Origin of the sequence: Weissella soli, from assembly GCF_001761545.1 — a bacterium.
GTDB classification, from domain to species: Bacteria; Bacillota; Bacilli; order Lactobacillales; family Lactobacillaceae; genus Weissella; species Weissella soli.
The window spans coordinates 1,019,541-1,032,884 of record NZ_CP017326.1 but is presented as its reverse complement, the minus strand read 5'-3'; the positions used below and the strand labels follow the sequence as shown (position 1 = coordinate 1,032,884).

Annotated in this window: 9 protein-coding genes and 1 other annotated feature; of the genes, 8 read left to right on the top strand and 1 reads right to left on the bottom strand. The window is 43.8% G+C overall.

The genetic code is table 11. From position 1 onward, the window contains the following. Positions 1–12: 12 nt before the first annotated feature. The 5 genes from WSWS_RS04930 to WSWS_RS04910 all read left to right on the top strand — a co-directional run bounded on the left by WSWS_RS04930 (position 13) and on the right by WSWS_RS04910 (position 8,404). Entirely contained in the window at positions 13–663 is a 651-nt protein-coding gene (locus WSWS_RS04930) for a tetratricopeptide repeat protein (protein ID WP_070230240.1), read from the top strand. Beyond that, positions 656–3,184 (top strand): SF1B family DNA helicase RecD2, encoded by a 2,529-nt coding sequence (gene recD2, locus WSWS_RS04925; protein ID WP_070230239.1) that lies wholly within the window; start codon positions 656–658, stop codon positions 3,182–3,184. Before WSWS_RS04930 ends, recD2 begins: the two co-directional genes overlap by 8 nt. Before the next feature lie 29 nt (positions 3,185–3,213). Next, positions 3,214–3,430, top strand: a binding site (T-box leader). 72 nt (positions 3,431–3,502) lie between these two features. Next, on the top strand, positions 3,503–6,166 hold the full coding sequence (locus WSWS_RS04920; RefSeq protein WP_070230238.1) for a valine--tRNA ligase: 2,664 nt from the start codon (positions 3,503–3,505) through the stop codon (positions 6,164–6,166). 133 nt (positions 6,167–6,299) lie between these two features. Beyond that, entirely contained in the window at positions 6,300–7,181 is an 882-nt protein-coding gene (locus WSWS_RS04915; RefSeq protein WP_070230237.1) for an ABC transporter ATP-binding protein, read from the top strand. Further along, a complete protein-coding gene (locus WSWS_RS04910; protein WP_070230236.1) occupies positions 7,178–8,404 on the top strand; it encodes an ABC transporter permease in 1,227 nt (408 codons plus the stop codon). The genes WSWS_RS04915 and WSWS_RS04910 overlap by 4 nt, the downstream gene beginning before the upstream one ends. A gap of 44 nt (positions 8,405–8,448) precedes the next feature. On the opposite strand, the gene WSWS_RS04905 is transcribed toward WSWS_RS04910, so the two are convergent. Beyond that, positions 8,449–8,952, bottom strand: a complete 504-nt coding sequence (locus tag WSWS_RS04905) for a GNAT family N-acetyltransferase (protein ID WP_070230235.1) — start codon at positions 8,950–8,952, stop codon at positions 8,449–8,451. A gap of 228 nt (positions 8,953–9,180) precedes the next feature. Between WSWS_RS04905 and WSWS_RS04900 the strand changes: the two genes are divergently transcribed. The 3 genes from WSWS_RS04900 (at position 9,181) to WSWS_RS04890 (ending at position 13,171) form a co-directional block, all read left to right on the top strand. After that, entirely contained in the window at positions 9,181–10,905 is a 1,725-nt protein-coding gene (locus tag WSWS_RS04900) for a phospho-sugar mutase (protein ID WP_070230234.1), read from the top strand. Between the two features lie 111 nt (positions 10,906–11,016). After that, a complete protein-coding gene (locus tag WSWS_RS04895) occupies positions 11,017–12,012 on the top strand; it encodes a pyridoxal phosphate-dependent aminotransferase (protein WP_070230233.1) in 996 nt (331 codons plus the stop codon). A gap of 553 nt (positions 12,013–12,565) precedes the next feature. Beyond that, on the top strand, positions 12,566–13,171 hold the full coding sequence (locus WSWS_RS04890) for a LysM peptidoglycan-binding domain-containing protein (protein WP_070230232.1): 606 nt from the start codon (positions 12,566–12,568) through the stop codon (positions 13,169–13,171). Positions 13,172–13,344 lie beyond the last annotated feature (173 nt).

Sequence of the window (13,344 nt, the reverse complement as noted above, 5' to 3'; positions counted from 1 at the left end):
AGAGGCATAAGCATGACAGAACAAACGGGACTACAAACGGATATGCAAAAATTAGTGGCTGCGATTGAAGCCACACCACAAAATTGGCCCGCGTATGTTGATTTGGTTAACGTTTTAATCGTGTCTGAAAATTATCTCGAGGCGGAAGAACTTGGGCTCAAGAGTTTGGGGATTTTTGCAGATAATTTCGCGGCTGTACAGCAGTTGAATTATGCTGTTGGGAATCTGTATTATGCCGTCGGTGCATACGACAAGGCAAACGAATTCTTTGGTAAAATTGCCGATGCAACCTTGCTGCATGATGCCACGATGATGCAGGCCCAAGCTTTTTACGCTAAAAATGACTTTAAGCAGGCCTTAGTCTTTGCCCTGACTGGTGTTGAACAGGTCGCAGACGATGAGGCCGCGATTATTTTACTGGGAAACATTTGGTTGGGCCTGCAAGATTTGACACAAGCAGCTGCCGCATTTGAAAAGGCCCTGGCACTTAATTCAAAGAGCTTTGATGCCAACTTTGGTCGCGGTTTAGTACAGACAGTGCATGGCGAGCCAGGTAATCACTGGTTAGCAACCGCACAGGCCATTGATGGTGACAGATACCAAAACCAAGCCCAACGATTGGACGAGATCGCACAACTATTAGCAGGTTCAAAGAATGAATGATGAAATTGACTTGTTCGGTGATTCTTCCGCCAAGGCGCACGAGACACCAACAATGGAGGCGCAAGTACAGAACATCGTCTTTGCGGCAAATGATAATTTTTATAAAGTGTTAGCGGTGAAAATCGATAAACAAAACTTTGAGTATGATGAAAAAGAAATTACGGTGACCGGTAGTTTTGGGGATGTCCAGATCGGCTCGAGTTATGAGTTTCAAGGGGTCCTTAAAAACCACCCTAAGTTTGGTGAGCAGTTTCAAGCAACTAATTACAAGCGGTTAGCAGCTAGCACGAATTCGGGGGTCGTCAAATATTTGGCGAGTGACAAGTTCGAAGGGGTTGGCGAAAAAACAGCTGAAAAAATTGTCGCTGAATTAGGCGTTGACGCGATCGACATCATTTTAAATCGACCAGACGTGTTAGGTGACATTGGTTTGAAACCGGCCCAACAAACAACGATTATCGAACAACTTAAAGCTTCAGATGGCATGGAACGGGCAATCGTCGCGTTGAACGACTATGGCTTTGGTGCCTCAATTGCGGCGGCCATCTATGCAAAATATGGGTTAGAGACCTTACATGTATTGCAAGACAATCCATACCAACTCGTTTTAGATATTGAAGGGGTGTCATTTGCCAGAATAGATCGGTTAGCCGCGCAACGTGAAATGGATCCGTTGGATGAGCGTCGCATTAAAGCCGGGGTCGTGGCGGCGATTAACGCAGCTACCTTTGAAAAGGGTGATACCTATCTGCTCGTCGATGAGTTATTAGGCGAGGCGCAACAACTCTTGCAACGTACGCGAAATATTGTTGTGGATATGGCGTTAATTAAAACGGCAGTCCTGGCGCTCACCAAAGAAAACGTGATTGTTGCAGAAGGCGAACGCATCTTTGTCTACACAATTTATGCGGCCGAGGTCGAAATTGCACAAAATATGTTAGCGTTAAATCAAAGTGCAGGGCTGTTTAAACGGGAAGCCGCCGCTAAGGCCCTAGCAGAAGTGGAGGCCGCCAACCCCTTTGAATATGATCCTTTGCAAAAAGATGCGATGTTGGCTGCTTTGACCAATAAGCTATTTATCTTGACGGGCGGGCCTGGTACCGGAAAAACAACCATCATCAATGGTGTTGTTGAAGCGTATGAAAAGCTTTTGGTAAATGATGGCACCAAGGCAGATGACCTCGATAAGATGATTAATCTGGCGGCACCAACTGGGCGGGCAGCTAAGCGTTTATCAGAATCAACTGGTAAACAAGCTAGTACCATTCACCGTTTGTTAGGCATCAATGGGCGTGAAGCAATTAGTAATGCTGAACCTACGACCTTAGAAGGGCAATTATTGATTATTGACGAGATGTCGATGGTTGACACGGAACTCTTTGCGACGGTGGTAAGATCAGCACCCAAAAATATGCAAATTATTTTAGTAGGTGATAAGGATCAATTACCATCAGTGGGACCCGGTCGTGTGTTCTATGATTTGCTCGCCTCGGGGATGTTGAATTTTCGGGAATTGGAAACGATTCATCGCCAAGGTAAAGGTTCAACTATTATTGAATTGGCTAGTGCTGTGAAAGAAGGTACGGTGCCCGCTGATTTGTTGGAGCGCAAGCCTGACCGATCATTTTTCCCAGTTCATATGGCACAAGTCGCACCATATATCGAAAAGGTGGTTAAAAGTTGGATTGCGCGCGGTAAGAGCGTCCGGGACATGCAAATTTTGGCTCCCATGTATCGGACAGCAGCGGGCGTCAATCGTTTAAATCTACTCGGACAGAGTTTATTTAATCCACTGAAACCAGGTGCCCGTGAGATCAAATGGCGCGAAGGTGAGTTTGAATTTGGCTTCCGCGTTGGTGACAAGGTGATGCAAAAAACGAATGATCCTGAAAATAACGTGTTTAATGGTGATATCGGCTATATCAAAACGATCATGCTTGCCAAAGATAAAGAAAACGCCGAAAAAGCTGACTATATGGAAGTTGAGTTCGATGCAGGTATGGTGTGTTACATGCGCCCCGATTTCATTAATATCACGCTCGCCTATGCAACAACTATTCATAAGGCACAGGGTGGTGAATATGCCTTAGTGATTATGCCACTCGTGATGCAATTTGGTCGGATGCTACAACGAAACTTGCTCTATACCGGATTAACGCGTGCCAGCGAATCGCTCGTACTGTTGGGTGAACCAGCGGCCTTTGCAAAGGCCATTGAAACAGAGGGGGGGGACCGCCGGACGACCCTACAACAACGTTTAGCAGAGGCGATTGACGGTGTCATGCCAAAGATACCGACGCAAATTAAGCGTGACCAATTGAATCATGCGGCCGAGACGGTTGCTGAAACGCTCAAGCATGCCACGGCTAAGCCGGCTGCAACAAAAACGGCTGCACCGGAGATGGCCGTCGCTGATGCGGATCCAGACACGTTGACAATTGCCAGTATCATGGAAGGACGCTTTGATCCCAATATCGGTATGGGTGACTTGACGCCGTACGACTTCTTAGAAAAGGCTTGATGTTTTAGCTTAAAAACCGTAAAATGAGTCTTATAGCAATGCATTAGAGAGTAGTTGTGACGAGTTGTTGAGCGAGTTTGTAGTTGGTGAAAGACAGACCAAATCGTCATGATGAAGGTAGCTGATGGGCTATATTGATGAAACATATTTAGAGTAGTCAATATCGTTTTCCGCGTTAAGGAGCAATGAGATTAGGATCGTATGGTCCTAAAATCAGGTGGTACCGCGTATATGAACGCCCTGATGATGTGTTACAACATCGTCAGGGCTTTTTTGGCGGTAAAAATGACTGAAGAATATCAAATTGGAGGATGTATCATGCGTGAAGTTGATATGCCAGGAAAGTACGACTCAGCGAGTGTCGAAGCGGGTCGTTATGACAAATGGGTACAAGAAAAACGGTTTAAGCCATCAGGAAATGATAAGGCCCGCCCTTATTCAATCGTGATTCCACCACCAAATGTGACGGGTAAGTTGCACTTGGGCCATGCTTGGGACACCACTTTGCAAGACATGTTGATTCGTCAAAAGCGGATGCAAGGTTTTGATACCTTGTGGTTGCCCGGCATGGATCACGCGGGTATCGCGACACAAGCGAAGGTTGAACAACGTTTGGCGGAACAAGGACTTTCACGTTACGATCTCGGTCGTGAAAAGTTCATCGATCAAGTGTGGGACTGGAAGAACGAATATGCTTCAACGATCAAGCAACAATGGGGTAAGCTAGGCCTATCATTGGATTATGATCGTGAGCGTTTTACGCTTGACGAGGGTCTATCAACTGCTGTGCGCAAGGTCTTTGTGACACTGTATAACAAGGGCTTAATCTATCGTGGTGAGTACATCATTAATTGGGATCCAAAGGCCCGGACCGCTTTGTCTGATATCGAGGTTATTCACCAAGATGACGAAGGGGCTTTCTACCATGTGAAGTATCCCTTTGTTGATGCCAATGATAGCTATGATGGCAAGAACTATATTGAAATTGCAACGACTCGTCCTGAAACCATGTTTGGGGATGTTGCAGTAGCTGTGCATCCATCTGACGAACGCTACAAAGATCTAGTTGGAAAGAAGGTTTTGGTACCACTAGTGGGCCGTGAAATTCCGATTATTGCCGATGAATATGTTGATCCAGAGTTTGGTTCAGGCATGGTTAAGATTACGCCTGCGCATGATCCTAATGACTTTTTAGTTGGTAATCGGCATGATTTGGAACGCATCAACACGATGAATGATGACGCTTCAATGAATGAAAATGCTGGTAAGTATAACGGTATGGATCGTTTTGAGGCACGTAAGGCAATCGTTGCGGATCTTGAAGCAGCCGGCTGGATGTTACACATTGAACCAATCGTGCATTCCGTTGGCCACTCAGAACGAACAGGTGTTCAGGTTGAATCACGACTTTCGACACAATGGTTCGTTAAAATGAAGCCATTGGCTGAACAAGCATTGGCTATGCAAGCATCTGATGATCGCGTTGATTTCTACCCACCACGTTTTGAAGGAACCTTCACACGATGGATGGAAGATATTCATGATTGGGTTATCTCACGTCAATTATGGTGGGGTCACCAAATCCCAGCATGGTATAACAAGCAAACTGGGGCGATGTACGTTGGTGAAGAAGCGCCAGAAGACATTGAAAACTGGGAACAAGATCCGGATGTTTTGGACACGTGGTTCTCATCAGCTCTTTGGCCATTTTCAACGATGGGTTGGCCTGATGAAGACTCAGCAGACTTTAAGCGTTATTTCCCAACGAATACGTTGGTCACGGGTTATGACATTATCTTTTTCTGGGTTGCCCGGATGATGTTCCAGTCAAAGGAATTTACTGGTCGCCGGCCATTTAATAACGTTTTGATTCATGGTTTGATTCGTGATGAGCAGGGTCGTAAGATGTCAAAGTCCCTAGGTAATGGTATCGACCCAATGGATGTCATTGAGAAGTATGGCGCTGACGCATTGCGTTGGTTTTTGACGAATGGATCAACGCCAGGGCAAGACCTGAATTTCTCATACGCCAAGATGGATGCTTCATGGAACTTCATTAATAAGATCTGGAATGCGTCACGTTACGTCATTATGAATCTGAATGAAGATACGAAGGCAGAATTGCCAGCCTATGACACCTTGACTTTGGCAGACAAGTGGATTTTGTCACGCTTGAATGACACGATTGCCAAGGTAACGAAGAATTTCGAAAAGTTTGAATTTGGTGAGGCCGACCGTGCTTTGTACAACTTTATCTGGAATGATTTCGCTGACTGGTACATCGAGATGACCAAGGAAACCTTGAATGGCGATAACGAAGCAGCTAAGGATGCCGTCCAACACGTGTTAGCCTATGTCTTGGATCAAACATTGCGTCTGCTACACCCAATCTTGCCATTCGTGACTGAAGCGATCTGGTTGGAATTGCCGGTGCATGCGGGCGAGACTTTGGTCGATGCAGCCTATCCTGAGGTACACGCTGAGTTGACTAATGACACGGCTGAGGCTGATTTCGCTAGCTTAGTGGCATTAATTACGTCAATTCGTACGATTCGTAATGAAGCGAATGCACCGATGTCAACGAAAATTGACGTTTTGGTAAAGACTGAAGATGCTAATTTGAAGCGTATCTTTGAAGAAAATGCTGACTACATCAATCGCTTTGTACACCCAAAGGAGTTGCAAATTGCGGCTGATATCGAAGCACCCAAGCTATCAATGTCAGCGGTGATTTCAGGAGCAGAAATCTTCGTGCCATTGGAAGAACTGATTGATTTGGATGAAGAGATTGCCCGCCTTGAGGGTGAATTGAAGAAGTTTACTGGTGAAGTTAAACGTGGTGCAGGTAAGTTAGGAAACGCTAAGTTTGTGAATAATGCACCGGAAGCTGTCGTTGCTGAAGAACGTGAAAAGTTAGCTGATTGGCAGACTAAGTTGGCTGCGACTGAAGCGCGCTTAGCCGATTTGAAGGCTGCAAAATAAATTTATCACCGGAATCGTCATTGTCTAGGTAGACAATGACGATTTTTTGGTAGGTAAAATGTTAAAATAGGGGATATCAAATGCAACTAATCACAACATTACCGAAACGATTCGGATTAAGGCGAGGCATTTTATGACGTTGGAAATTAATCAAGTATCCAAAAAATTTGGTACAAAAGTAGCGGTCAGCGAGTTAAGCATGACTGTGAAAGCGGGCGAAATTATGGGTTTGATTGGCCAAAATGGTGCTGGGAAAACAACCACCTTTCGGATGATCTTGGATTTTATTCAACCAGATAGTGGGCAAATAACTTGGAATGGGCGATTAATTGGACCGACCATGCAAAAACGCATTGGTTTTTTGCCTGAGGAACGAGGGCTTTATCAGAAGTGGACTGTTGAGGAACAAATTCTTTATTTTGCAGAATTACATGGAATGAAACGCGCAGACGTTCGGGTGCAGTTACAGAATTGGATGCAACGGTTAGAGGTAGTTGGCAAAGTCACTGATAAAGTACAGAGTCTTTCAAAGGGCAATGCCCAGAAAATTCAATTTATTGCGACGTTGATTCACGAACCAGAATTTTTAATATTAGATGAACCTTTTACAGGATTGGACCCAGTGAATACGCAGGTTTTGATGAGTGAAATTAAGCAATTGAAACGCAAGGGCGCAGCGATCATCTTTTCAAGTCACAACATGAGTGGGGTGGAAGCACTCTCGGATAATCTCACGATGTTAAAACAAGGAAAGCCTATTCTACAAGGTGGCGTACAGACAATTCGCGATAGTTTTGGTAAAACAGAGATCTATGTTGAAACTAATGAGAATCTAAACGATATTGAGGGTGTGTTAAAGATTGAACCACAGGGTGCTGGTTGGTTAATCACTGTCACTGACGAAGCAGTCGGTCGCACTATTTTCACCCGTGTCTCTCAATCGGGGTATGTACAGGCATTTGTGCAGGCTCCGCCAACGCTTGATGAAATTTTTCGTCAGGAGGCAACCCTATGACGCACGACATTTTATTGGTCGCCCGGCAAACATATCGGGTGCGGGTTAAAACATTTGGTTTTTGGGCACTGGTGTTATCACCATTGTTTGTGCCATTAATTGGCCTATTAGTGGGTTGGATTGTATCGACGGGTGGTAGCGATAAGACACCCAACTTAGCCATTGTTGCTCAACCAACTTTATATCAGACTCTGAAAAAAGCTGATTTGATCAAAGCAAAACTTTCAGCGGTTGATACCGTAGATACTGCCAAGCGTCAATTGAAACAAACAAAAATTGACGGTTATTTGAGGCAGACCAACCAAGGCTACCAATTAGTCACCAGTGCTGATACTGCGGTGATGTTTAATGAAACCAAAATACAAAGTGCACTGACTCAGATTGAATTAGGTAAAACGGCGCAACAATTAAAGCTAACGGCTGCGGATATCAGCCGATTACAGACACCAGCCCGGCTGACAGTAAAAGCACAATCTAATAAGGGCGCGGCAACAGGAGGTAAACTCAAAAACACGGCTAATTATGTCATTGCGAGTGCAATTGGCATCTTTATTTTCATTATTTTAAGTGTTTATGTTGGTTTGATTGCCCAAGAAATTGCCAATGAAAAATCCAGTCGCATTATGGAAATATTGTTGGCAACCACCTCAACTCGCGTCCAGTATTATGGTAAAATTCTCGGCATTTTCAGTCTCTTAATAACACAAATAATGATTTACATCATTGGGTTTATTGGCATGTTGATTGGTTTCAAAGACAATGCGGTGGTGAAGCAAATAAAACCCATTTTGGTGGGAATTGATATGCAATTTCTCATTTTTTCTAGTTTAATGTTTATTGTTGGCGTGGTTGGCTACCTGTTTGTTGCCACTATATTTGCCAGTCTGGTCAATGAGCAATCCCAGGTGCAACAAGCGACGCAACCAGTTATTTACTTGGCTATGGTGGGATATATTATGAGTTTTGCTGTTTCGAGTGCACCCACGAATATTATTCTTAAGGGATTGAGTTTTGTCCCATTCATTAGTCCTACTTTGATGCCCAGTCGGTTTGCGGTGGAATATGCACAACCATGGGAAGCTTGGCTCTCATTATCGTTAGAGGTGCTTGCTGTCATCGTGATAGCAAAGTTTGGCGAAAAGCTTTATGCCAAAAATGTGTTGAGCTACTCGGATGATCGTATTATCAAGCAATTCTGGCGTAACCTGCGCCGAAAATTATAAAACAGCCAGTTTGCGTCATCTGACGTAAACTGGCTGTTTGATTATTAATTTAATTTTCGCCCAAAAATACCAATATCGAACCATTGATCAAGGTGGGCATTGTAGACTACCTCGGGGTAAAATCCCCATTGATCAAATTTGAATTTCTTCAAAAGTGCCGCGCTGGCTTCGTTTTTGGCATGAATCGTGGCCAATAGACTACGATAACCCAACCGGGTAGCTTCATCAATAATGAATGCCAGCATTTTTGAACCTAAACCACGACCAACATGATTTAAATCAAAGTAGTAGGTGATTTCAACGGTATTTTTCCAACCGGCACGTTGCCGGGTTGGGGCAAGGTAAGAATAGCCGATGATATTTTTGGCCTCATCTTCAATGACATAGAGAGGATATTGCGGATTATTAATATGTGTACTTAAATTATTCAGATAAGCCACAGGAACATCAGGTGTTGCCCAATCAGCTGTGATACCGCCTTTTTCGACACTTTGATAGTAGATATCTACTAGACGCGATAGATCATTTAGGTTTGCTAAACGAATCATTAATCAATTCTCCGGATTAATCTAATAGGTTATTTAACCATCAGCAACACAGGTGGTTACAAATAGTTAACTAAAATAGATTAACACAACCAAACATTATGTCTAGTAAAAAAATTATTTACAAAAAAATGGGACCAAAATCTTAGTGAATTTTAAGGTGTGGTATACTAATTACGTATTAAACGATTACATGAATCAATGATCTATTTATGAAGCAGGAGTAAGATAATGACTTGGCAAGAAAATTATCAAATTTGGGCTGATCGTACCGATTTGCCAGCCTATTTAGCAGAAAACTTGGCATCACTAACTGATGACAAGCAGAAAGAAGATGCGTTCTATACCCCTTTGAGTTTTGGTACTGCGGGGATGCGTGGGATTCTAGGGGCGGGTATTAACCGCATGAATATCTATACAGTCCGGCAAGCTACTGAAGGCTTAGCCCGGTTGATGGATGGCTTAGATGATGCGGTAAAGGATCGTGGGGTTGCTATTTCGTACGATTCACGTCATTTTTCACAAGAATTTGCGTATGAAGCCGCCGCTGTTTTGGGCGCACACGGTATTAAGGCCTATGTCTTTGAGTCATTGCGTCCAACGCCAGAGTTGTCATTTACTGTTCGTCATTTAAATGCCTATGCTGGTATCATGATTACCGCTTCGCATAATCCAAGTGCGTACAATGGTTACAAGATTTACGGTGAAGATGGTGGGCAAATGCCACCAAAGGAATCAGATATTATCACCGACTCGATTCGGCAAGCCGATATGTTTGCAGTTGCAGTTGCTGATGTTGAAGCGTTGCAAGCCGATGGGTTATTGGTTGTTATTGGTAAGGAAGTTGATGATGCTTACCTAGCTGAGGTCAAGAAAATCTCAATCAACCAAGCGTTGATTGATACCGTTGGTAAAGATATGAAGTTGGTGTACTCACCACTTCATGGGGCGGGGGCTTTGATTACGGGCCAAGCATTGAAGAATGCCGGCTTTGAGCAAGTTGTCATGGTTCCTGAACAAGCTGTGCCAAATGGTGATTTCCCAACTGTTAAGTTGCCAAATCCTGAGGATCCAGAAGCCTTATCAATGGGCATTGCTTTGGCGAAGGCTGAGGATGCCGACGTGGTCATTGCGGTTGACCCAGATGCTGATCGGATGGGCTTGGCGGTGCGGCAACCATCTGGTGAGTATGCCTTGCTAACAGGTAACCAAATTGGCGCCGTGCTCGTTAATTATATTTTGACGGCCAAGCAAGATGCGGGCACTTTGCCCACCAATGGTGCGATTGTCAAGTCAATCGTGTCATCTGAATTTGCGACGACGATCGCCAAAGATTTTGGCATCGAAACGGTGAACGTGTTGACTGGGTTCAAGTATATTGCTGAACAGATTCAACACTATGAAGATACCAATGAACACACTTTCTTGTTTGGTTTTGAAGAGTCTTATGGCTATTTGGTCCAATCATTTGCCCGCGACAAGGATTCCGTCCAAGCAACGGTCTTGATGGCGGAAGTCGCTGCTTATTACAAGTCTTTGGGCAAGACCGTCTATGACGGTGTGCAAGAATTGTTTGAGAAGTATGGTTACTTCGTTGAAAATACCAAGTCATTGACCTTTGCTGGTGTGGACGGAGCTGATAAGATTGCCGCGTTAATGACCAAGTTCCGGGCGAAGACACCGGCCGACTTTGGTGGGGTATCAGTCGTGAAAGTTGAAGACTTTGCCACCCAGATTGAAATTGATGTCGCAACTCATGCTGAATCAGCGTTGACTTTGCCAAAAGCTAACGTGATTAAGTACTGGCTGGCTGATGGTTCATGGGTGGCAGTACGTCCTTCAGGAACTGAACCAAAGATTAAGTTCTATGTAGGGACAAAGGGGGCTACGGCTCAAGCTGCCGACGAGGAACTCGCCGCAATTAAGGCGACGATTGATACGTTGATTGCCGACTAATATAGAAGCTAATCAAACGATGCAGTTTAGCTGCATCGTTTTTTTGTTTAGAAAATTCGGTCTACACGTGGTATAATCGCATAAATATTAATAAATGATGAGGAAATTAGAATGCGTGAAGACTTAAAGAATTTACCAGTGTATGCTGCACCCACCCAGACCGACTTGGTCGTATTAGCGAATAATGAAAATGCCTATGTTGACTGGCGTGATTTGCTCAGCATCGATACGCACCGCATTGATTTTAACCACTATGGTAAGAGCACGCATGATGCTTTGCGGGCGAAATATGCCGCTTATGTGGGGTTACAAGTCGCGAATGTGTTACCAGGGCCTGGTAGTGAGGCACTGATTCCATTGTTGATTAATGCGTTATCAACAGAATCGGTCTTATTTTTTTCACGTGATTTTTTCCGGTACTATGAGATTGCTAAAGTGTTGCAAAGAAAAGTGCTCACCAGCGATGTCGCCCTTGGTATCACAGGTTTGATTGCCACTGCTCAAGCCACGCAACCAGAGATTATTATGCTATCAAATCCTAATAACCCCTTGTCAATTGAATTTACGCGCGCTGATTTGATTCGGCTACTTGATGAAACGACGGCCTATGTCGTTATCGATGAGGCTTATGCTGAATATGGGCAGGTCAGTGTGGTTGATTTAGTAGATACCTATCCCAAGTTGATTGTTTTGCGTACTTTGTCAAAGGCGTGGGGATTAGCTAATTTACGGGTCGGCTTTTTACTGGCCAATTCTGAATTGCGTGCATACTTGGAAGCAGTCCAGGGGGCCTTTGTTTTGAGTGATGTCAATGCCGATTTAGCAACGCAGGCCTTGAGTTATGATGCACTCGTCGTCGAAAAAATTAATGCTTTAAAAGCAACCCGGGCTGATTTCATTGCTTATCTTGCAAGTAAGGGTATCAGCGTCAATCAATCGGCCAGTTCATTTGTTTATGTGAATATTAGTGGTTCTGATCGCATCCAACAGGAGTTGCTTGCCGTTGGAATTCAAGTAAATACCTATGCGGATCAGGGCTTACGAATTACGATCGGTACGCCAGCACAAATGACGCAATTGCAGCAGGCACTCGAGCAAATCATTTAATCCGTTTCCCACATCTCCCAATTTTTGGGGGATTTTTTTGTGTAACACCACTTAAAATGAGATAACATCACGGTTTTCTCTTAGTTGATTGTTAATTTGTAACATGCATTTGGTTACGGATGTTGATTTGTGTAACTAACTTTTTGTAATGATATGGTAATATAGCACGCTGATTGGTCGATTCACAACTTTTTTTGGGGAAAATCGAGTGGACATTGAAAATCCGGCAGGGTCATTAACTGGTTAACAATTGGCGGGTGCAAAGTTCGTGTTTACGGGCATTGGCCAGTTTGAAAAACAGTATTATGTCATTTGTGTAACAAGAAAATCGACCATATCTGATACATTGAGAGGTATTCTGTTACCAAATTGTAAAATTTACATGGCTGTGGTTGTTAAACTAGTGGATGTTGATTGGCAAAGGATTGTCAGCAATCAGGGTGATTTGACCGGACTGGTCATCGATCCTAACGCGTTAAAATGTTGGACTATTTCTTGTAAATAGTAATCAAGATGAGGTTACTCATCAAAAAACAGGAGACAAACAATCATTATGAAGAATGCAAAATTGATTTTAAGCAGTGTCGTGACTTTAGCCACAATGGGGATGACCGCAGGCGTAGCTAATGCCGATACATATTCAGTTAAGTCTGGGGATACACTCAGCGAAATTGCTGAAACAAATAACACAACTATTGAAAAATTAGCCGCATTAAATGGCATCACTAATGTCAATTTTCTGTCAATTGGTCAAGAAATTGAAGTATCAGCTGATGCAAGTACAGCAGAAAGTGCTGCAGTAACCACAACTGCGACATCTGAAGCAACGACAACGACATCTGAGGCAACGACCACTGTCGCCACCGCTACGACGACTTCAACGACGTCTAGTGCTACTACAACAAGTGGATCAGTCTATGATCAATTCATTGCCGCTGGTGGGACCGATGCCATGTGGACTGCAATCGTCATGCCTGAATCAGGTGGTAATCCAGATGCAGTTTCAGCTAATGGATACCGTGGTCTCGGCCAAACTAAGGAAGCTTGGGGGACCGGTTCCGTAGCCACGCAAACGGCGGGCATGATTAACTATGCGGTTTCACGTTATGGTTCAATCGAAAATGCCATTTCATTCCGTCAAGCTAATGGTTGGTGGTAATCAGAAATAGATCATGCTCATCATATAAATGCATCAGATGATCCACAAAAAGCGTTTCAGCGATTGAAACGCTTTTTGTGTCGTTTCGGCAACGTTTTCATTACAATTAGATTGCCTTTTGAAAGAAAAAATAAAGTTAGCTAAGAAAGTATCTGTAATTCTGCAGGAATGTA

What these genes read in the sequence shown, in the direction of transcription:
- WSWS_RS04890 (WP_070230232.1), top strand. Translation starts at nt 12,566, where the DNA reads ATGAAGAATGCAAAATTGATTTTAAGCAGTGTCGTGACTTTAGCCACA.
- WSWS_RS04920 (WP_070230238.1), top strand. Translation starts at nt 3,503, where the DNA reads ATGCGTGAAGTTGATATGCCAGGAAAGTACGACTCAGCGAGTGTCGAA.
- WSWS_RS04915 (WP_070230237.1), top strand. Translation starts at nt 6,300, where the DNA reads ATGACGTTGGAAATTAATCAAGTATCCAAAAAATTTGGTACAAAAGTA.
- WSWS_RS04930 (WP_070230240.1), top strand. Translation starts at nt 13, where the DNA reads ATGACAGAACAAACGGGACTACAAACGGATATGCAAAAATTAGTGGCT.
- recD2 (WP_070230239.1), top strand. Translation starts at nt 656, where the DNA reads ATGAATGATGAAATTGACTTGTTCGGTGATTCTTCCGCCAAGGCGCAC.
- WSWS_RS04905 (WP_070230235.1), bottom strand. Translation starts at nt 8,952, where the DNA reads ATGATTCGTTTAGCAAACCTAAATGATCTATCGCGTCTAGTAGATATC.
- WSWS_RS04910 (WP_070230236.1), top strand. Translation starts at nt 7,178, where the DNA reads ATGACGCACGACATTTTATTGGTCGCCCGGCAAACATATCGGGTGCGG.
- WSWS_RS04900 (WP_070230234.1), top strand. Translation starts at nt 9,181, where the DNA reads ATGACTTGGCAAGAAAATTATCAAATTTGGGCTGATCGTACCGATTTG.
- WSWS_RS04895 (WP_070230233.1), top strand. Translation starts at nt 11,017, where the DNA reads ATGCGTGAAGACTTAAAGAATTTACCAGTGTATGCTGCACCCACCCAG.